Source organism: Mycobacterium dioxanotrophicus, assembly GCF_002157835.1.
Lineage (GTDB): Bacteria > Actinomycetota > Actinomycetes > Mycobacteriales > Mycobacteriaceae > Mycobacterium > Mycobacterium dioxanotrophicus.
This window is the reverse complement of record NZ_CP020809.1, coordinates 241100-263973: the sequence shown is the minus strand read 5'-3', so window position 1 is coordinate 263973 and position 22874 is coordinate 241100. Positions and strand designations below refer to the sequence as shown.

Genomic DNA, 22874 nt, shown 5'->3' with positions numbered 1-22874 from the left:
ACGGCAGTCCTGTACCGTACCGTACCGTTCAGAGCGGTTGTTTCCCACCGCGCGGAAAGGACCACTCCAACCCCAGCCATCGCGTCCCGGTTATCGAAAGGCGAACGGGTGCGGACACTTTCGATTGGCAGCTCGGTCAAGCGGGGTTGGATGCTGGTGGTCGCACTCGGGGTCATCGCCATCGCTGCATTCTCCGTATACCGATTGCACGGCGCTTTCGGTGGTGCGCACACGGGAACCCCCAGCGACCTCTCGAGCGAGATCGTTCCGTTCAACCCCAAGCATGTGGTACTTGAGGTCTTCGGTCCGCCGGGAACCGTGGCGTCGATCAACTACCTGGACGTCCACGCCCAACCGCAGCTCGTCGTCGATGCCCCGCTGCCGTGGTCCTACGACACCACCACCACCGATCCCGCGGTGTTCGTCAACGTCCAGGCCCAGGGCGACAGCGATTCCATCGGCTGCCGGATCACCATCGACGACGCGGTCAAAGACGAGAGATCGGTCAACACCCTGAACGCCTACACCTACTGCCTGGACAAATCCGGATGAGCGGCCAGAGGGTGGCCAAGACGATCCGCCGGCTTTCGGTGCCGATCGTGTTGTTCTGGCTTGCCGTCGCGGCGATAACCAACGTGCTGGTGCCGCAGCTGGAAGTGGTCGGCGAGGCCCACAACGTCGCATTGAGTTCGCCCGACGCGCCGTCGCTGCAGGCATTCAAACGCATCGGCGAAGTCTTCGGCGAGTTCGATTCCGACAGCGCGGCCATGATCGTGCTGGAGGGCGACCAGCCGCTCGGTGCCGATGCGCACGCCTACTACGACACCCTGGTTCAGCGAATATCGCAGGACCACAAGCATGTCCAGCACATCCAGGACTTCTGGGGTGATCCGCTGACAGCGGCGGGCTCACAGAGCCCCGACGGCAAGGCCGCCTACGTTCAGGTGTTCCTGGCAGGCAATCAAGGCGAGGCGCTGTCCCTTGAGTCGGTCAACGCGGTTCGCGCCATCGTCGACCACACACCGGCCCCACCGGGTGTCAAGGCGTACGTCACCGGTGCGGCACCACAGGTCGCCGACCAATTCGAAGTCGGCAACGAAGGCACAACCAAGGTCACGCTGCTGACCATCCTGGTCATCGCGATCATGCTGCTGCTGGTCTACCGCTCGGTGGTCACCATGATCCTGGTGCTGATCACCGTGCTCATCGAGATGGCCGCCGCCCGCGGCATCGTGGCTTTCCTGGCGGATACCGGGATCATCGGTCTGTCAACATATTCCACCAATCTGCTGACGCTGCTGGTGATCGCCGCGGGCACCGACTACGCGATATTCCTCCTCGGCCGCTACCACGAGGGCCGCAGCGCCGGGGAGGACCGCCAGACCGCGTACTTCAGCATGTACAGCGGGACGGCCCACGTGGTCCTCGGCTCGGGCCTTACGGTCGCGGGCGCGGTCTTCTGCCTGAGCTTCACGCGCCTGCCCTACTTTCAAAGCCTCGGCATTCCGGCTGCGATCGGTGTCCTGGTAGCCCTCGTCGCGGCCCTCACGCTGGCACCGGCAGTGCTGACGCTCAGTAGCCAGGTCGGGTTGCTCGAGCCGAAACGCAGCACCCGCACGCGCGGATGGCGCCGGATCGGCACAGCCATCGTGCGTTGGCCCGGCCCCATTCTGGTGGTGACGATCGGGGTGGCCCTGATCGGTCTCGTGGCCCTGCCGGGTTACAAGACCAGCTACGACGTCGGCTCCTACATGCCCGCGAGTGCGCCGTCCAACGTCGGATACACGGCGGCCGAACGCCACTTCTCGAAAGCCCGGCTCAATCCGGAGCTGCTGATGATCGAGTCCGACCACGACCTGCGGGACCCGGCCAACATGATCCTGCTGGAGCGCGTCGCCAAGGCCGTGTTCCACACCCCCGGCGTCGCGCAGGTGCAGTCCATCACCCGCCCGCTGGGCACGCCGCTGGACCACAGCTCGATCCCGTTCCAGATCAGTGCCCAGAGCGCCGGGCAGATCCAGAATCTCAAGTATCAGCAGGACCGCGCCCAAGACCTGCTCAAGCAGGTCGGCGAGATCGACAAGACCATCGGCATCCTGCGCCAGCAGTACGCCCTGCAGCAGCAGAGCGCCGCGGCCACCCACGACCAGGTCGAAGCGTTCCACCAAACCGTCGCCGTGACACAGGATCTGCGCGACAAGATCGCCAACTTCGACGACTTCTTCAGGCCCCTGCGTAACTACTTCTATTGGGAGCCACACTGTTTCGACATCCCGATGTGCGCTGCGCTGCGGTCGCTGTTCGACGCGCTCGACGGGATCGACGCGCTCACCGACCAGCTGGGAAATGTCACGGCCAGCCTGGACAAATTGGACCAGCTGCAACCGAAACTGCTGGCGCTGATCCCGCCACAAATCGCCAGCCAGCAGACCAACCGCGACCTGACGATGACCAACTACGCCACGCAATCGGGAATCTATGACCAGACCGCGGCGGCGCTTCAGAACGCCACCGCGCTGGGCCAGGCTTTCGACGCCGCGAAGACCGACGATTCCTTCTATCTGCCGCCCGAAGCCTTCACCAACCCCGAATTCCAGCGTGGCCTGAAACTGTTCCTGTCCCCGGACGGCAAGGCCGCCCGCATGATCATCACCCATGATGTCGACCCCGCGACGCCCCAAGGTATCTCGCACATCGCCGCGATCCGGCACGCCGCCGCGGAAGCCGTGAAGGGCACGCCCCTGGCCGGGTCGCACATCTACATCGGCGGAACGGCCGCGACCTACAAAGACATTCAGGACATGGCCAAGTACGACCTGATGATCGCCGGTATCTCGGCGCTGAGCCTGATCCTGCTCATCATGATGCTCATCACGCGGAGCCTGGTCGCCGCGCTGGTCATCGTCGGCACCGTGGCGCTGTCGCTTGGCGCGTCGTTCGGGCTCTCGGTGCTGGTGTGGCAGGACATCCTCGGCATCCCGCTGTACTGGGTTGTGTTGGCACTGGCCGTGATTCTGCTGCTGGCCGTCGGATCCGACTACAACCTGCTGCTGATATCCCGATTCAGAGAAGAGGTCGCGGCAGGCCTCAACACCGGCATCATCCGGGCCATGGCCGGCACCGGCGGGGTGGTCACCGCTGCCGGCCTGGTGTTCGCCTTCACCATGGCGTCGTTCGCGTTCAGCGACCTACGGGTGCTCGGTCAGATCGGCACCACGATCGCGCTGGGCCTGCTGTTCGACACGCTGATCGTGCGCTCGTTCATGACGCCGTCCATCGCCGCACTGCTCGGGCGCTGGTTCTGGTGGCCGCAACGGGTGCGCCCGCGTCCGGCCAGTCGGATGCTGCAGCCCTACGGGTCCCGACCGGCCGTGCGTCAATTGCTGTTGTGGGAGGACGATTGACGCCGCGGCGCCCTCACGGGCAATACGCATGCGTGGCGTACGCCAGCGCGGACTGATAGACCGGGTCGAGCTCCCGGGAGGTGGTGACGGCGCTCAGTGCGGCGTCGCGGTCCGCGGCGCAAGACGGTGAGTGCAGGTCATCCCACTGTGCGGCCATCTCCCGCACCATGGTCTGGTTGAGCCGGTCGATCGTCGCACGCGTCTCGGACAGGTCCGGCGCCGCGGCCGGCACCGCAGCAGGATCGATCTTCCATTGCGCGAACCGCGAGTACTCGACGGAACTCGTCGCGTCGATCTGGTTGCGAAAGACGTTGCCGACGTAGCCCGGATCGATGTGGGCGGCCGTGGCTGCCGCCGTCACAGCATCGATCACCTGCTGCTCACGCTTCGGGTCGTCCACCGCGCCACCGGCGCGGTACTTGTACGCGGCCACGGCGTCGGCCGTCTGAAGGCGCTGCGCTGCGGCGTCGATCAGTGGGAGCAGCGGACTTTCCGGATCGGCGTGCACCGCGGGTACGCCGAGGGCTCCGCCGACGCCGACGAGGACCGCCGTGCAGGCAATCCACGCGGCGGTTCCGGGTTTACGCAATGCCGACGCCCGTGAGCACCTGCCAGATCCCCACCAGACCGAACAGGACGATCAGGATCTGTGTGCGGTGCACCAACGCCCACCCGTGCACCAATTCCAGCACCGCATGTGTCTTGGCCGGGACGATCGCATAACTGAGCAGGGCGATCTCGAAAACCACGAGCATCACCGCGACGAACACCAGGACCGCGACCAGCTGCGTGACGATCGGGGTCGCCGACGCGACGATCACCGTGCTGATCACAAGGATGAACGGGGGTGGCAGCACATAAATCAGCGACAGCGCCATCGATACCCACAGCGCTCCGCTGTCCCACTCGTCGCGCGCCCGCGTCATCAACCGGACGACCGGAGACGCCACCGCATGTAGCGCGGACCTGACGGGGCCCGGGCGGCGTGCGTCGGTGTCCCGCTCATCCGATTCCAAGACCAGGACCGTGGATTCACCGCGGCCGGACGTGGAGGCCGCGACCCGTGGCCGCACCCGGCTGCGCACCGCCATGAACACGGCGATACCCAGCGCGAGCACTCCCGTGCACAGCGCCAGGGGCTGGATCCCCGATTCCGGGTCGCGGGTGGACAGTCCCTGCGCGAACGCGGCGAAGGACGGCACGCTGTGCAGCGCTATCACCGCACCCGTCAACGTCACCACGTTCACGACCACACAGGCCACCCAGAACGCGAACAGGTTCTGTTCGGGACGGGGCCGTGAGATCACCAGCACGATGCCGCCCAGCAGCATCGGGTTCAATGCCACCAACAGTGCCCAGCCGAGAATTTGGCTCCACATCGGTCAGAGCAATCCGAGCCGCTGCAGGTCGGTGACGTACTTGACGATCACCGGCGCCGAGACGTGCGGAATGTCGTTGGCCTTGCCGATATTCGCCGCTCGCACCGCTTCGTGGAAGCGGTCCGCGGGCGCGTACGAGCCGCGGGTCGGTGCCGGCGGCTGCAGATCGTCGGTGTGCTGCCGCAGCACCGTCAGCATCTGCAGCACCGAGTTCTGCCGCTGCTGTTCCGGCAACGCACGCAGTCCGTCTTCGAACCGCTGCAACCATTCCCCGAAGTCGGCGACCCGTTCGATCGGATACCCGGCCTCAACGAGCCAGTCGACGTAGGTATCGATCCCGATGCCGTCGTCGTGGGGGTTCATCACGTGGTACGTCTCGAACTGCGCCGATGCCGACCGGGCCACCTGCCAGCCCAGCGTGATGATCGCCTCCGCGACGAAATCGACCGGCAGACCGTCGAAGTGGGCTCGCTGACGGGTGCCACCGTCGCCGAGCTCGTAGAACGACTCGGGCGCCAAACCGGTGGCCACGATGCTCAGCACCATCCGAGTCACCGTGTCGGACACATTCAGCTGACCCGCGTAGGCCGGCTCGGCCATGATCATGCCCGAGCGGAACACCGCGACGGGAAGTCCACACAGGTCGTGGGCTTCGCGCAGCAGCACCTCGCCGGCCCACTTGCTGTTGCCGTAGCCGTTGGCATAACCGGCGTCGACGGTACGGGTGGCGCTGATCTGCCGGATGTCGGCGTCTTCGGTGAACTTCGAAGGTTCGATCTGGCGTCCGACATCCGACGTGGACACGAAGGTGTACGGCTTGAGCTTGGTGGTGAGCGCGAACCTGATCAGTTCGGCGGTGCCGATGACGTTGGGCCCGAACAACTCCCAGTAGGGCAGCACGCTGTTGACGAACGCCGCGGAGTCGACGATGAGGTCGACACGTTCGGCCAGCTCGTGCCATCGCTGCTCGTCCAACCCGAGATTCGGTTCACCCTTGTCACCGGCGATGACCTGCAGGCGCTCGGCCGCCAGTTCCTTGAAGTGCTTGCGCAGGACGGGGTCGGTGTCGAAGGTCGCCTCGAGACGACGGCGCGCATCCTCGTCGGACTTGCCCCGGACCAGGCAGATCACGGTGTCGTCGACACGTCGCAACCGCTTGAGCCAATCCAGCAGCAGGTAGCGTCCGAGGAATCCGGTGGCCCCGGTCAGCAGCACCGTCTGGACGTGCCCGTCCGGGCGCGGCAGCGTCGGAGCTGTCCTCAACGTGGTGCTGTCGATGAACTTGTTCAGCGTCAGATCCCGCGCGTGGACCTCACCGGTATCGGTGCTGCCGTGCACGGACGCGAAGCTGACGCCGCCGACCCCCGGCGACGCATCCGATTCGGCGGCGTTGTCGAGCTGGTGGCTCAGCGCCCGCACCGTGGGTGCCTCGAACAGGGTTCGGACCGCGAGTTGCGCGTCGAGGGCCGTGTTGATCGCCGCGATCACCCGCATCGCGGAGATGGAATCGCCACCGAGGTCGAAGAACGAGTCTTCGACGCCGACCCGGTCCATACCCAACACGTGGGCGTAGATGCCTGCGATGGTTTCCTCGACCGGGTTCGCCGGTGCCCGGTAGGTGCCTGCGCTGCGGTATTCAGGGGCGGGCAAGGCACGGCGATCGAGCTTGCCGTTGACCGTCAAGGGCAGCGCAGGCACCACCACGATGGCCGCCGGGATCATGTACGCGGGCAGGCGCTGAGCCAACGCACCACGCAGCTCGGCCGGGTCCGCGGATCCGGTGACATAACCGACCAGGCGCTTGTCGCCCGGACGGTCCTCCCGCGCGATCACCGCCGCCTGTTCGACACCGTCCAGATCGGCGAGCGCGGCCTGGATCTCGCCGAGTTCGATGCGGTACCCGCGAATCTTGACCTGCTCGTCGGCGCGGCCCAGGTACTGCAGCTGACCGTCGGGACCCCATTGCACGAGATCGCCGGTGCGATACATCCGGTCTCCGGGCTGGCCGAACGGGCATGCCACGAACCGCGACGCCGACAATCCGGCCCGGTTCACATACCCGAGGCCCAAGCCCCGCCCCGCCAGATACAGTTCGCCGACCACCCCGGCCGGTACCGGCCGCAACCACTCGTCGAGCACGAACGTGGCACCCGTCGGCACCGGTGAACCGATCGGCACGACCGGTCCGGACGACTTCTTGAGCGGGGCGCTGATCGCCGCGTAGATGGTCGCCTCGGTCGGGCCGTACGCGTTGAGCATCACCCGCCCGGTCGCCCACCGGTCCACGACCTCGGTCGGGCAGGCTTCACCAGCCACGACCAGCGCCGTGTTCTCCAGGCCTTCCGGTGACAACATGCCGACCGCGGAAGGAGTCTGGTACAGCACGGTGACCTGTTCGGCGATCAACAGCTTGTGCAGATCATCGGGCGCGCCCGCGACGTGCTCGGGCACGATCACCAACCGCGCGCCGTGCAGCAGCGCGCCCCAGATCTCCCACACCGAGACGTCGAAGACCAGCGAATGCCATTGCGACCACACCTGTCCCGGGCCTGCGGGCATGTCGGGGTGCAACTTCTCCAGCACCTGGGTGACGTTGCTGTGCGTGATGGCAACACCTTTGGGCACGCCCGTCGTCCCCGACGTGTAGATCGTGTAGGCGATGTCGTCGGACGCAGGCGGCAGCAGCGTGGTGCTCGGGTAGATCGCGGTCGCGGGATCGTCAGGATCGTCCACCTCGACGACCAACACATCGGAATTCTCCAGGCGCGGACGCAGATCCGCGGTCGTGACCGCGGCGATCGGCTTGGCGTCGGCGAGCATGAACTCCAACCGCGACGTCGGTACCGACGGGTCGATCGGCAGGTACGCCGCGCCCGTCTTGAGCACCGCCAGGATCGCGACGATCGCTTCGTCGGACCGCGGCACCAACAGGGCCACCGATTCCCCCGGGCCGGCGCCGTAGACCGCCAACAGGTTCGCCAACCGGTTGGCGTCCTCGTCGAGTTCGGCATAGGTCAGCGAGCGACCGTCGAACGTCACCGCGATGGCCTCTGGATCGCGGGCCACCTGCTCGGAGAACCGCTCAGGAATCGACTTCGACACAGCCACCGGCTGCGACAACAGCGCGCGGTTGCCCCACGTGTCGATGACGTCGCGTTCGCCCGGTTCGACGACGTCCATCGACGACAGCCGTCTGGTGGGATCGGCCGTCATGGTCTCCAGCACCCGCTGGAACCGTTCCACGAGCGCTTCGATGGCGGCCACGTCGAACGCCTCGGCATCGAACTCGACGCGCAGGCCCAGTTCATGACCCGGCAGGGCCATCACCGACAGCGGGTAGTGGTTGTACTCGCGGTTGTTGAACTCGGTGACCGCCAGCTCGTGGACACCGGCGAACGCGCTGGTGTCGATCGGATAGCTCTCGTAGAGGAACAGCGTGTCGAACAGTTGCTCGTGGCCTGCGACGTGATGAATCTCGTTGAGCGCCAAGTGCTCATGCTCGATGGTGTCGTTGTGGTGCTGCTGCAACTGCTCGAGCAGATCGGCGACGGTGGTGGTCGCGGTGGTGTGCGCCCGCACCGGCACGGTGTTGATCAACAGGCCCACGATGGATTCGGAGCCGGGCAATTCGGCGGGACGGCCGGAGACGGCGGTGCCGAATGCCACGTCACGCTGCCCCGTCAAGGCCATGAGCAGCTGAGCCCACGCCGCCTGCAGCACCGTGTTCACGGTCGTGTGGCATGAACGAGCCAGTTCGCCAAGCGCTTTCGTGGTCTCGGCGGACAACCGGTAGGACTCGACACCCCGTGGCCCGCCATGGCCCGGCGGTGCGACCAGGGTGGGCGTGGTGAACCCGTCCAACACCTCGCGCCACGCCGCTCGCGCGGCTTCGCGATCCTGACGGCTCAGCCAGCTGACGAAGCTGCGGTACGACGGCGCAGCGGGCAACCGATGGCCGAAGTAGCCGGCGAAGATCTCCTGCAGCAGGATCGGCAGTGACCAGCCGTCGATGACGATGTGGTGGAAGGTCAGTACGAAACGATGCTGATTGCCCGAGGTCCGGATCAACGTGGCGCGGAACGTCGGCCGTTCCACCAGATCGCACACCGCGGCGCGTTCCGCGGTGCACAGCCGCTCGATCTCGTCGTCGGGGGTCAGGTCGTCACCCCGCAGATCCAGGTACCGCCAGGCGATCACCGGGTCGGCTGGGATGATCTGCACGGCCTCGTCGGCCAGTTCGCAGAAACGGGCCGCGAGGTTCGGGTGGCGGGCGACGACCGCGTGCACGGCGTCGCGCAGCCGATGCTGGTCAAGGACACCGGTCACGGTGATGTCCAGCTGCACTGCGTAGACATCGTTCTCGGTGCCCCGCGCGATGGTCGAGTGGAACAGCAGGCCTTCCTGCACCGGGGTCAACGGCAGCACGTCGGCGATGGTGTGCCGTTGTGCCAGATCGTCGATCTGCTCCTGGCTCACCCGCGCTGGGAGGAGATCGGACGGCGTGAACCCGCCTCCGCCGTTACGCACATGCGCGCAGATGCCGGCCAGCGCTTCGAACCACAGTCGACTCAGTCGGTCGGCCTGGGCCTGGTCCATCGCCGAGGGCGCCCAGGTCCAACCGGCCTGCAGCCGGGGCCCGGAGTCGGAATCCACCGTGCCCGCGTTGAGTTCGACGGTGTGCATCAACGGCATCGCCACCGCCGAGGCCGCACCGGTGAGCGTCAGCGCGTCCTGGTCGATGCGCCACAGTTCGTCGGACAGCTCGCCGGCCCCGGCACCGAGGCGTCCCAGGTAGTTGAACCCGATGGTCGGATCCAGCCCATCGATGTCCACATCGGGGTTCAGGTACCGCAGCAGGCCGTAGGTGACGCCGTCGGGCAGCGCACGCAGTTGTTCCTTGGCGGACTTGATGATCGGGCCCAGCGCGGCCTCCCCGGCGGTCACCTGGTCCCAGGACAACTCGCCGACGGCGAGCGCGACGGGGTACTTGCTGGTGAACCAGCCGACGGTGCGGGACAGGTCGACATCGGAAGCGAGGTCTTCGACCCGGCCGTGGCCCTCGACGTCGATACCGATCGGCGCGGCGCCCGTCCCGAGGTATTCCGCCCAGGCCAGGCCGAACGCGATCAGCAGGATGTCTTGCACGCCCGCGTGGAATGCCGCGGGCACCTCGGCGAGCAGTTGCTTCGTGGTGTCGGCGTCGAGCGATACCGACAGTTGGCCGGCATTGGCGTAGGTATCGATGTCCGGTTGGACAGCAGGCAACGCGGCAGGCGTCTGTGCCACCCGGCGCCACGTGTCGGCGAGTTCTACCACGGCAGTGTCCCGTGCATGGTCGGCCAGCAGCGCCGTCCACCGGGCGAACGACGTACCGCCCGAAGGCAATTCGACCTGCTGGCCGCTGTGATGCTGCGCCCACGCGATATTCAGGTCTTCCAACAGGATTCGCCACGACACACCGTCGACGGCGAGGTGATGGATCATCAGCACCAGCTGGCGGGGTTCCGCGGCCCACACCGCGCTGAGCATCGCCCCGGTCGCCGGGTTCAGCCTGGACCGCGCCTCGATCAATGCGTCGTCGGACAGCGCCTCCACGGTGCGCAGGCACGAGCGTGCGGCGACCGCACCCTGGTCCGGAACCAGCAGTGACCAGTCGCCGTCCACGATCGGCGCCTGCAGGCGCAACGTCGCGTGTCGGTCCAGCAGGGCCTGCAGCACGACGAGCACGTCGGCTTCGGTGACCCCGTCCGGGGCTTGCAGCACCAAGGTCTGGTTGAACTGGTCGACCGGGCCCTGCACCGTCTGCAGCCACCGCATGATCGGGGTCGCAACCACCGGGCCGATACCGTCGTCGACCACCGTCGACTCAGCGTCGGTGAACCTCGAGACCTGGGCCAACCTGCTCACGGTCTGCTCGACGAAGATGTCACGTGGCCGGCACGACACACCCGCTGCACGGGCGCGCGCCACCACCTGCATCGACAGGATGCTGTCGCCGCCCAGATCGAAGAACGAATCGTCGACGCCGACGCGCTGCTGTCCGAGCACCTGGGCGTAGATCTCGGCGAGAATCTCCTCGACCGGGGTCGACGGGGCCCGGTAGTCGCTGCCGTTGCTGCGGTATTCCGGGGCGGGCAGCGCGCGCTTGTCGAGTTTTCCGTTGACGGTCAACGGAATCGACTCGATGGTCACGACCGCGGCAGGCACCATGTAGGTGGGCAGGCGCTGGGCCAGTTCGGCGCGCAGCGCGGTGGGGTCGGCGGTGCCGGTGATGTACCCGACGAGCCGCTTGTCACCGGGCCGGTCCTCCCGAGCGATCACGACCGCCTGATCCACGCCGTCGAGCCGGGCCAGGGCCGCCTGGACCTCGCCGAGTTCGATGCGGTACCCGCGGATCTTGACCTGCTCATCGGAGCGGCCCAGGTACTGCAGCTGCCCGTCATCGCCCCAGCGCACCAGGTCACCGGTGCGGTACATCCGGTCGCCCGGCTTGCCGAACGGGCAGGCCATGAATCGGGATGCCGTCAGCCCGGGACGACGCGAATATCCGGTCGCCACACCGGTTCCGGCCACGTACAGCTCGCCGACCACACCTTCGGGTGCGGGCCGCAGCCACTGGTCGAGCACGAACAGCGCCGCGCCGGGAACCGGCGATCCGATCGGGGCCACTCCCGATCCCGCCTTGAGCGGTTTGCTCATCGCCGCGTAGATCGTCGCCTCGGTCGGGCCGTAGGCGTTGATCATCACCCGCCCGGGCGTCGCCCACCGGTCGACCAGCTCAGTCGGGCACGCCTCACCGGCCACCACCAGCGTCGTCGAATCGAGGTGCTCCGACGACAACATCCCGGCCGCCGAAGGGGTTTGGCAGAGCACGGTCACCTTTTCGGCGACCAGCAGCTTGTGCAGATCCTCGGGTGAGCTCGCGATCGATTCGGGTACCACCACCAGGCGGCCACCGCGCAGCAGCGCGCCCCAGATCTCCCAGACCGATACGTCGAATACCAGCGAATGCCATTGGGACCACACCTGACCCGGGCCCGAAGGCAGGTCTGCGTGCAGTCCGTCGACGAGCTGAGTGACGTTGTTATGGGTGACGGCAACCGCTTTCGGGACACCGGTGGTGCCCGACGTGTAGGTCATATACGCCAAGTCGTCGGGTTTCGGGCCGGGCAGCGCCGTGCTCGGCTTGCTGTCGACGGCGGGATCGTCGATGTCGAGCACCGGCACATCGGTGCCGTCCAGGCGGGTCCGCAGATCCGCGGTGGTCAACGCCGCCACCGGCATCGCATCCGACATCATGAACTCGATGCGGGCATCGGGATGCGCGGGGTCGATCGGCAGATACGCCGCGCCCGTCTTGAGCACCGCCAGGATCGCCACGATCGCCTGCCCCGAACGCGGGAGCAGCAGCGCAACGGTTTCACCCGGGCCCGCGCCGTGGTCGGCCAGCATGTGCGCCAACCGATTGGTGGTCTCGTTCAGCTCGCGATATGTCCACGACCGGTCACCGCAGACGAGCGCAACCGCTTGCGGTGCGCGAACGGCCTGACGGGAGAACAGGGTCGGAATCGACACCGGTGTACGCGCGGGCCCGGTGAGCACGGCCCGGTTGCCCCATTCGTCCAGTTGATCGTGCTCACCGTCGTCGAGTAGATCGAACGACAACAACGTGCGACTGGAGTCGATGCTCATGACTGCTCCCTCGTCTCTGCGGTCATGGCCACCAGTACCCGTCGTAACCGGTTTACCAACCTGCCGATGCGGGCCGCGTCGAAGACGTCAGTGTCAAATTCGACGCGAAGGCCCAGTTCATGACCCGGAACGGCTTGCACCGAAAGCGGGTAATGGTTGTATTCGCGATTGGCGAAGTCAGTGATGGCCAATTCGTGCACGCCCAGCAATGCAGCCGTGTCGATCGGGTAGTTCTCGTAGACGAAAACCGTGTCGAACAGCTGGTCATGGCCAGTCGCGCGGTGCACCTCTGCCAAGGCGAGGTGCTGATGGTCCAGGGTATCGGTGTACGCCCCCTGCAGTTGGTCGAGCAGGCTGGCAATGGTGGTCGCAGGTGTGATCGTCGCCCGCACCGGCACCGTGTTGATCAGCAGACCCACCATCGAGTCGGCGCCCGCCATGTCGGCGGGCCGACCGGAAACCGCTGTGCCGAAAGCGACGTCGTGCTGGCCGGTCAGCCACATCAGCAACTGGGCCCACGCGGCCTGCAGCACCGTGCTGACGGTGGTGTGGCACGAACGCGCCAGATCGGCGAGGGCCTTGGTGGTCTCGGCATCGACCTGGAAAGACTCGACGCCACGCCGCCCGAGTGACAGGCGGCCGGGCGGACCGATCAGCGTCGGAGTGTCGAACCCGGCGAACACCCTGCGCCACGCCTCCCTGGCGGCCGCGTTGTCCTGGTCGGACAGCCAGCTGACGAACCTCCGGTACGGCACCGGGGCGGGCAGCCGCGCACCGAAGTAACCGGCGAAGATCTCTTGCAGCAGGATCGGTTTCGACCAACCGTCTAGCACGATGTGGTGGTTGGTGAGGATGAACCGGTAGCGGTCGACTGCGGTGCGGATCAGGGCGGCCCGGAACGGCGGCTTGTTCGCCAGATCGCACACCGCCGCACGTTCCGCGGCCGACAGCCGGGCGATCTGCCCGTCGACATCAGCATTCTCGGCCAATTCGACGTACTGCCACGCCAGCTCGGGCTCGGCCGAGAGCAGCTGCACCGGCTCACCGAAATCTTCGAAGAACCGGGCCACCACGTTCGGGCGGCGCCTCAGCACGTCATGCACGGCATCGCGCAGCCGGTCGGGGTCGACCGAACCGGTCATGCTGATGTCCAGCTGAACCGAATACAGGTCCTCATGGCCCTGCGCAGCACCGGTGTGGAACAACAGTCCCTGCTGCAGCGGCGTCAGCGGCAGCACGTCGGCGATGTCGTAGCGCTGTTGCAGTTCATCGATCTGCTGCTGGTCCAACCGCGCGGGTGCGACGTCGGACGGCGTCAATCCGCCGCCACCGGAGCGGACATGTGCGCAGATCCCGGCCAATGCGTCAAACCACAGCTGGCTCAACCGGGTGACCTGCGCGTGGTCCAGTGCCGACAGCGCCCAGGTCCAGGTCGCGTGCAGGCGCGGACCGTCGTCGATGTCGTTGCCGCCGTCCAGGATTCCGGCGTTGAGCTCGACGGTGTGGCCCAGTGGGGTCGGTACCGCCGTGGCTGCGGCGGTCACCGCCACGGCATCCTGATCGATCTGCCACAGCTCGTCTGACAGGTCACCGGCGCCTGCGCCGAGGCGCCCGAGGTAGTTGAACCCGAGCGCCGGATCCGAACCACCCAGATCTACGTCCGAATTCAGGTAACGCAACAGGCCGTAGGTCATGCCGTCCGGCAGGGCACGCAGTTGCTCTTTGGCCGCCTTGATGACCGGTCCGAGCGCGGTGTCGCCGGAACACACCTGCTCCCAGCTCATCCCGCCCACGGCCAACGACACGGGGTACTTGGTGGTGAACCAGCCGACCGTGCGGGACAGATCGATGTGCGAATCAGCGCCCGGCCCGATCTCCTCGACGCGGCCGTGTCCCTCGACGTCGACACCGACCGGCGAGTCACCGGCACCGAGGAACTCGGTGGCCGCCAACCCGAACGCGATCAGCAGGATGTCTTGCACGCCTGCGTGAAACGCCGAGGGCACCTCGGTCAGCAACTGCTGGGTGGTCGCGGCATCCAGCTCCAGCGACAACTGCCCGGCGTTCGCGTAGGTGTCCAACGCGGGCTGCACGGCAGGCAACGCGGCCGGGGTGGCCGTGACCTGCCGCCAAGCGTCGGCCGTGTTCAGAACCGCATCGGCTCGGGCGTGGTCATCGAGAACCCGCGCCCACCGCGCGAACGAGGTTCCCCCGCCCGGCAGCGCCACCTCCTGACCGCTGCGGTGCTGCGCCCACGCGATGTTCAAGTCTTCCAACAGGATTCGCCACGACACCGCATCGACGGCCAGATGGTGGACCATCAATGCCAAGCGCCGGGTCTCCGGCACCCACAGTGCGGTGAGCATGGCCCCGGCAGCCGGGTCAAGCCGCGACCGCGCCGCCAGCAGGGCGTCGTCGGACAGTGCGTCCACGACGTGCAGACAGCTGCCGGCATCGACCGAGCCGACCGCGGGAACGGTCAGCGACCATTCGCCCGTCTCCGTTGTGTCGCTCGTCAGTCGCAGCATGCCGTGCCGATCCAGCAGGGCCTGCAGCACCACGACGACGTCGGCGTCGGTGACCCCGACCGGCGCCTGCAGCACCACGGTCTGGTTGAACTGGTCGGTCGGGCCGTCAAGTTCGTGCAGCCACCGCATGATCGGGGTGGCTACCACCGCGCCGGTGCCCTCGTCGACGACGGTCGTCTCACTGTCGGAGAACGTCGCGACCCGGGCCAGCCTGCTGACGGTCTGCTCGACGAAGATGTCGCGCGGCCGGCAGATGAGGCCCGCCGCGCGTGCCCGCGCGACCACCTGCATCGACGAAATGCTGTCCCCGCCAAGGTCGAAGAACGAATCGTCGACGCCGACCCGCTCGACCCCGAGCACCTGGGCGTAGATGCCGCTGAGGATCTCCTCGATGGCGTTGACCGGTGCGCGATACTGCTCGGCGTCCTGATACTCCGGTGCAGGCAGGGCCTTGGTGTCGAGTTTGCCGTTCACGGTCAGCGGCAGCGTGTCCATCACCACCACTGCGGACGGCACCATGTAGGTCGGGAGACGGTCGGACAGTGTCGCGCGCGCCGCGACCGGATCGATCGCTCCCGGCGTCGTCTCGGTGATGTAACCCACCAGGCGCTTGTCGCCGGGCCGGTCCTCGCGAGCGATGACGGCTGCCTGACCCACCCCGGCCAGGCCGGCCAGCGCAGCATGCACTTCACCGAGTTCGATGCGGTAGCCGCGGATCTTGACCTGCTTGTCGGCACGTCCCACGTACCGCAGTTGCCCGTCGGCGCCCCACTGCACGAGGTCTCCGGTGCGGTACATCCGGGCACCGGGACCGCCGAACGGGCACGCGACGAAGCGGGTCGACGACAGATCCGGACGGCCGATGTAGCCCGCCGCCAATCCGGTGCCTGCGACGTACAACTCGCCGACCACCCCGACCGGGACCTGGCGCAGCCAACCGTCCAGGACGAAGAAAGCCAAGTGCTCCAACGGAACACCGATGGGGCTGACGCTATTGGCGAGGTCGCCGTCACCGATCTCGCGGAACGAGGCGTGCACCGTCGTCTCGGTGATGCCGTACATGTTGATCAGTCGCGGCATGCCTGGGTGGCTGCGCAACCACGGTGACAGTCGTTGCGGTTCAAGGGCTTCCCCGCCGAAGACCACCGTCTGCAGTTTCAGCTGCTGTCCGAGTTCAGGCTGCAGGGTGTCGGCTGTCTGCAGCGCGTAGAACGCCGAAGGCGTCTGGCTCAGCACGCTCACCTGTTCGGTGACCAGCAGCGCATGGAAGTCCTCGGGTGAGCGGACGACCGCATCCGGCACGATCAGCAACCGGCCGCCGTAGAGCAGCGCCCCCCAGAGCTCCCACACCGAGTAGTCGAACGCCAACGAATGGCATTGCGTCCACACCTGTCCCAGCGCCAGCTCGGCGTCCAGCGACTCCAGCAGCCGGGTCACGTTGCGGTGGGTGACCGCAACGCCCTTGGGCTTACCGGTGGTCCCCGAGGTGTAGATGATGTAGGCGATGTTGTCGGACGTCGGAGCCGGCAGCGCGGTCTCCGGCTTCGCGGCGACGTCGGGGTCATCGATGTCGATCACCGACATCTCGGGCAGCCCGGGCCCCGTCAACCGGCCGAGCAGATCCGCGGTGGTGACTGCCGCGATCGGTGCGGCATCGTTGAGGGTGAACTCGATCCGGGCATCGGGATGCGCGGGGTCGATCGGCAGGTACGCCGCACCGGTCTTGAGCACCGCAAGGATGGCCACGACGGCCTCCTCGGTGCGGGGAAGCAGCAGGGCCACCCGCTCGCCCGGGCCGGCACCCCGGCTGGACAGCAAGTGCGCCAACCGGTTTGAGGCCTCGTCCAGCTCGCGGTAGGTCAATGACCGCCCGCTGCAGGTAATAGCGACGGCCTCCGGAGCACGCACCACCTGCTCGGCGAACAACGCCGGGATCGACGGCGAACCCGTCACCGGCTCGGCCAGCACTGCGCGGTTGCCCCACTGGTCGAGTTGATCGTGCTCGGTGGAATCGAGCACGTCGATGGAGGACACCCGTCGCGTGGGGTCGGCGACCATGGCCTCGAGCACGTGATGCATGCGCTTGACCAGGATGTCGACTGCCGCCTCGTCGAACACCTCAGTGTCGAACTCGACGCGCAGACCGAGTTCATGGCCCGGCATCGCCACCATGGACAGCGGATAGTGGTTGTACTCGCGACTGGTGAAATCCGTGACCGTCAGGTCCTGCACACCGAGCAGCGCACCGGTGTCGAGCGGGTAGTTCTCGTAGACGAACAGGGTGTCGAACAACCGATCGTGGCCCGCGGCGCGATGGATTTCGGCCAGCGAGAGGTGTTCGTGCTCGACGGTGTCGTTGTGCGTGCGCTGCAGTTGGTCCAGCAGCTCGGCGACGGTGGTGGTCGCGGTGATGGTCGCGCGGACGGGAACGGTGTTGATCAGCAGGCCCACAATCGATTCCGCGCCTGCGAGATCGGCAGGGCGGCCTGACACCGCGGCGCCGAATGCGACGTCGTGCTGACCGGTCAGCGATGCCAGCATCTGCGCCCACGCGGCCTGCAGCACGGTATTGACGGTGGTGCGATGTGCTCGTGCGAGTTCGCCGAGGGCCTGGGTGATCTCGGCAGACACCCGATGCGACTGGACACCGCGCGGCCCCGACTGACTCGGCGGCGCGACGAGGGTCGGGGTTTCGAAACCGTCGAACACCTCGCGCCACGTCGCCTGGGCGACATCGCGATCCTGGGTGGCAAGCCAGCTGACGAAATTACGGTACGGCGTGGGCGCGGACAGCCGCTGCCCGAAGTAGCCCGCGAAGATCTCCTGCAGCAGTACCGGGAGCGACCACCCGTCGATCACGATGTGGTGCAGTGTCATCACGAGCCGGTGGGTATCGTGGCCCGTCCGGATCAGCGCCGCCCGGAACGTAGGTTGACCGGCCAGGTCGCACACAGCGGTCCGCTCGGCCGCGCACAACTGATCGATCTGCTCGTCGGACTCGAGTTCGACGTATTGCCAGGCGATCACCGGATCAACCGGAAGAACCTGCACGGGTTCGCCGAAGTCCTCGCAGAATCGCGGCGCGAGGTTCGGATGCCGGTCGACCACCGCGTGCACGGCATCGCGCAGGCGCTGCGGGTCGAGGGCACCGGCCATCGTGATGCCGAGTTGAACGGCATATACGTCGTCGCGGGAGTCCCCCGGATCTCCCGCGTCCTCCGCTGCGGCCTGGAAGCTGGCCTGGAACAGCAGCCCCTGCTGCAGCGGGGTCAGCGGCAGCACGTCGGCGATTCGGTACTGCTGCTGCAGTTCGTCGATCTGCCGCTGAGTCAAGCGGGCAGGCGCGAGATCGGACGGGGTGAGCCCACCGCCGCCGTGTTGCACATGCGCGCAGATTCCGGCCAGGGCTTCGAACCACAACCGGCTCAGCCGGCCGACCTGCTCCTCGTCGATCGCCGTCGGCGCCCATGTCCAGTTGGCCTGCAGACGCGGGCCGGTGTCACCGTCCAACGTCCCCGCATTGAGTTCCACGGTGTGCGCCAACGGCATTGGCACCGCGGCGGCCACGTCCGTCATCGGCAGGCTCGCCGAATCGATACGCCACAGATCGCCGGCGAGATCACCGGCCCCGGCACCGAGCCGTCCGAGGTAGTTGAAACCGATCGTCGGATCCGAACCGGCAAGCTCCACATCGGGATTGAGGTAGCGAAGCAGCCCGTAGGTCAGCCCGTCGGGCAGGGTCCGGAGCTGTTCCTTACCGTCCTTGACCACCGGGCCAAGAGCCGATTCACCAGCGGCCACCTGTGCCCAGGACACCCCACCGACAGCCAATGACACCGGGTATTTGGTGGTGAACCAGCCGACCGTCCGGGACAGGTCGATGTCTCGATCGACGGTGCCGCCCAGCTCCTCGATACGGCCGTGTCCCTCGACATCGATACCGACAGGGGCCTTGCCCGCGCCGAGGAATTCGGCCCAGGCAAGCCCGAAGGCGATCAGCAAAATGTCTTGCACGCCGGCATGAAACGCCGCGGGAACCTCACCGAGCAGCATGCGCGTGGTCTCGGGATCCAGCTCTACGGACAGCCGGCCGGCCTCGGCATGGGTGTCCGTGGTCGCGGGCAGTGCGGGCGGCGTCGTCAGCACCTGCTGCCACGCGTCCGCCTGGCTCTCCACCTCCGCGGTGCGCGCGTACTCCTCGAGCAGCGCCGACCATCGGACGAAGGACGTACCGCCGGCCGGCAACTCGACTGCCTGTCCGCTGTGATGCTGGGCCCAGGCGATGTTGAGGTCTTCCAAGAGGATTCGCCACGACACCCCGTCGACCGCCAAGTGGTGGACGACCAGTGCCAACTGCCCGGTCGCGGGCACCCACAGCGCGCTGAGCATCTGCCCCGTCGCCGGGTTCAGCCGCGCCCTCGCGGCACGGATCGCATCGTCGGTCAATGCATCCGCCGAATGCACGACCACGCTTGCCTTCTCCGGCACGGTCAATGACCACTCGCCGTTGTGCTCGGTGCTCGCTTCGCCGCGCGCTGTACCTGATTCGCTCCTCACGTCCGCGGGCCCCGAATCGCTCCTCACGTCCGCGGCGACCATCCGGAGCGTGGGATGCCTGTCGACCAGTGCTTGCAGCACCACAGCCACGTCCGGTTCGGACACCCCGGTCGGCGCCTGCAACACCAACGTCTGGTTGAACTCGTCTACCGAGCCGTCAACAGTGCTGAGCCACCGCATGATCGGGGTGGCCACCACCGAACCGATGCCCTCGTCGACCACCGCTGCTTCCCCGCCGGTGACCTTGACGACCGAAGCCAGTCGGGCCACGGTCTGCTCGACGAAGATGTCACGCGGCCGGCACTGCAGGCCTGCGGCTCTGGCCCGGGCGACAACCTGCATCGACAGGATGCTGTCGCCACCCAGGTCGAAGAACGGATCGTCGACGCCGACGCGGTCCTGTCCGAGGACCTGGGCGTAGATATCGGCCAAGACCTCTTCGACCGCGGTAGTGGGTTCGCGGTAATCGCTGCCCGCACCTTGGTATTCGGGCGCGGGCAGCGCGCGGGTGTCCAACTTGTTGTTGGCCGTCAACGGCAGCGACTCCAACACCACGACTGCAACGGGCACCATGTACGGCGGCAGTCGATCTGCCAGTTGGGTCCTGACGTCCACCGGATCCGCTGTCCCGGTGATGTACCCGACCAGACGCTTGTCGCCGGGGCGGTCCTCGCGGGCGATGACAACGGCGTTCTCGACGCCGTCGACGGCGGCCAGTGCGGCTTGCACTTCGCCGAGTTCGATGCGGTAGCCCCGGATCTTGACCTGTTCGTCGGCTCGGCCCAGGTATTCCAGCTGTCCGTCATCGCCCCACCGGACCAGGTCTCCGGTCCGGTACATGCGCGTGCCGGGCTCACCGAACGGGCACGCCACGAAGCGGGATGCGGTAAGGCCGGAGCGTCCCAGGTATCCACACGTCACACCGTCACCGGCGACATACAGCTCGCCGACGACACCGGTGGGAACCGGCTGCATCCAGGTGTCCAGCACGAACAGTGCAGCGCCAGGGAGGGGCTTGCCGATGGGAACGGCCGCACCGGGCTTCAGGGCATCGCTGACCGTCACACAGATCGTGGTCTCGGTCGGGCCGTAGCCGTTGACCATCACGCGGGTGGCCGGCGACCATCGTTCCACCACCGAGGCGGGGCAGGCCTCACCGACGACCACGAGCGCCGAGGACTGTAGACCCTCGGTCGGCAGCATCGCCACGGCGGACGGAGTCTGGGTGAACGCGTCGACCTTCTCCGAGACCAGCAGGGCGTGGAAGTCTTCTGGTGCGCCGGCAACGGCTTCTGGCACGACCACGAGTCGCCCACCACGAAGCAGCGCGTTGCCGATCTCCCACACCGAGGCGTCGAACGCCAGGGAGTGGCACAGCGGCCAGACCCCGGGGTGCGGGAGCCCGGACTCCAGCGCGGCCATCAACCGGGTCACGTTGTGATGGGTGACGGCCACGCCCTTCGGGGTCCCGGTGGTGCCCGAGGTGTAGATGATGTACGCGATGTCGTCGGGTGCTGGCCCGGTCGGCGCGGTGCCGGGCTGCTCGGCTGCCGCGGGGTCGTCGATGTCGATGACGGTGACGTCGTGCGCGTGCAAACGCGACTTGGCTGGGGCGCTGGTGATCACGGCGATCGGTGCCGCGTCGGCGAGGATGAAATCGATTCGCGCCGCGGGGACAACGGGGTCGATGGGCACGTAGGCCGCCCCGGTCTTGAGCACCGCCAGGATCGCGATCACGGCCTTGGCCGACCGCTCTGACAACAGCGCGACACGTTCACCCGGTCCGGCGCCGCGCGCCTTGAGCACGTGCGCCAGCCGATTGGCGGCCTCGTCCAGCTCGCGGTAGGTCAGGGTGTGGCCCTCGAAGGTCAGGGCCGGCGCGTCAGGGGCGCGATTCACGTAGCGGTCGAACAGATCTGGTATCGACAGGTGGGGCAGATGCTCGTTGAGTGCCCCCTGATGGCCGATCTGCGCGAGCAGGTCATGCTCGCCGCTGCCGAGCAGATCCAGTGAAGACAACGGGCGCTCCGGATCGGCTGCCATCACCGTAACCACCCGTTGGATGCGCTGCGCCAGATCAGCGACTCCGAAATCCGCGAACGGCTGTCCCGCACCCGCTGTGCTGAGGAACAGTTGGTCGCTGGAACCGATGAAGAAGAGCCCGAAGTGCCCCATCGGACCGTGGTTCGTGTACGACACTGTCACCGGCGCGCCGGCGAGATCCAACGTGAGACGAGCAGGTATGAAGTTCACCGCGACCCGGTTCGACGCATGCCGTGGGCCGCGCACGCCGCCTCCCGCTTCCAGGAGGTGCACGGGGTAGCGCTGGTGTTGCAACAGTTCGCGGATTCGGGTGTCGACGTGGCGGCAGAACTCGCCGACCGTCCAATCCGGTGGGGTGTTCAGCACCAGCGGCGCGACGCCCGCGAGCATTGCAGGCAGCGTCTTCGATTCCGGGGTCACTCGCCGGCTGACCGGGAAGTCGAGGGCCACCTCGGAACTGTTGGCGGACCACGCGCGAACCAGCAGTGCGACCGCCGCGGTCGTCACCGAGTAGCGGCGGATACGCAGGCTCTTGGACAGCTGCTTGATATGGCCGACAACGGCTTGATCCACTTCCACGGATGCGGACGGCGTGTAGGCGTCATGGGCGCTGGCCGGAGTGGGAAGCCCGTAGTCGAGCCCGCCCTCGGCCGGCAGGTTGTTGCTCCAGTACGCCTCGTCGTCCAGGTACTCGCTGGACGACGAGTACGTCGTCTCGCAGTCGACCAGGTCCTTCAGCGAACCAAAGTAGGCCGCGGGAATCGGTTCTCCCGCGACCAGTGCAGAGTAGATGGTGGCAATTCGGCGGCTGACCACGGCCATGCCCAAACCGTCGACCGATATGTGGTGCCCGAGTCCGAACAAATAATATTCATTCGGCTGCGTGCGGAACAATGCGAATTTGACCAGCCGGCCCGTCAGTGGCAAGGGCGTGTGCTGAATTGACGACGCAATTTCACGGACTTTTTGCACCGGATCATCGGCATCCCGGACGTCATAAAAAGGAAGGTCGAGGTCCGAATAATCGAGTGCCTTCTGGACCACCTGGCCGTCGACTTCGAAGAACGCCGCCCTGGCGGGCTCGGCCTCGTCCATAGCTTGCCGGACCGCTCGCTGCAGAAGCTCGCGGTCGACAGAACCGTCGATTCGTCCTAAAAGGCCGAGTTGCCACTCCGTACCCGCGAGGCCGCTTTCGTGTGAGAGCCAGATATCCAACTGACCGCGCGAAAGCGGCAATGCGCCGTCGTCTTGTTCCATTATTCGACTTCCCC

At 66.8% G+C, this 22874-nt stretch carries 6 protein-coding genes; 2 read left to right on the top strand and 4 right to left on the bottom strand.

The genetic code is table 11. From position 1 onward, the window contains the following. The first annotated feature begins 108 nt into the window (after positions 1 to 108). The gene (locus tag BTO20_RS01165; protein WP_198344213.1) at positions 109 to 552 is read left to right on the top strand and encodes an MmpS family transport accessory protein; all 444 of its coding nucleotides are present in this window, start codon (positions 109 to 111) and stop codon (positions 550 to 552) included. Beyond that, a complete protein-coding gene (locus tag BTO20_RS01160; RefSeq protein WP_087072666.1) occupies positions 549 to 3404 on the top strand; it encodes an MMPL/RND family transporter in 2856 nt (951 codons plus the stop codon). The genes BTO20_RS01165 and BTO20_RS01160 overlap by 4 nt, the downstream gene beginning before the upstream one ends. A gap of 13 nt (positions 3405 to 3417) precedes the next feature. Here BTO20_RS01160 and BTO20_RS01155 read toward each other — a convergent pair whose 3' ends face one another. The 4 genes from BTO20_RS01155 to BTO20_RS01140 are packed head-to-tail and all read right to left on the bottom strand — an operon-like array spanning position 3418 to position 22860. Then, entirely contained in the window at positions 3418 to 3993 is a 576-nt protein-coding gene (locus BTO20_RS01155; protein ID WP_408632143.1) for a chorismate mutase, read from the bottom strand. Then, positions 3986 to 4783, bottom strand: a complete 798-nt coding sequence (locus BTO20_RS01150; protein WP_087072664.1) for a GAP family protein — start codon at positions 4781 to 4783, stop codon at positions 3986 to 3988. The genes BTO20_RS01155 and BTO20_RS01150 overlap by 8 nt, the downstream gene beginning before the upstream one ends. A 3-nt stretch (positions 4784 to 4786) precedes the next feature. Continuing rightward, positions 4787 to 12475, bottom strand: coding sequence for a non-ribosomal peptide synthetase (locus BTO20_RS01145; protein WP_087072662.1), 7689 nt, complete (start codon positions 12473 to 12475; stop codon positions 4787 to 4789). Beyond that, positions 12472 to 22860 (bottom strand): non-ribosomal peptide synthetase, encoded by a 10389-nt coding sequence (locus BTO20_RS01140; protein WP_087072660.1) that lies wholly within the window; start codon positions 22858 to 22860, stop codon positions 12472 to 12474. The genes BTO20_RS01145 and BTO20_RS01140 overlap by 4 nt, the downstream gene beginning before the upstream one ends. Between the last annotated feature and the right edge of the window lie 14 nt (positions 22861 to 22874).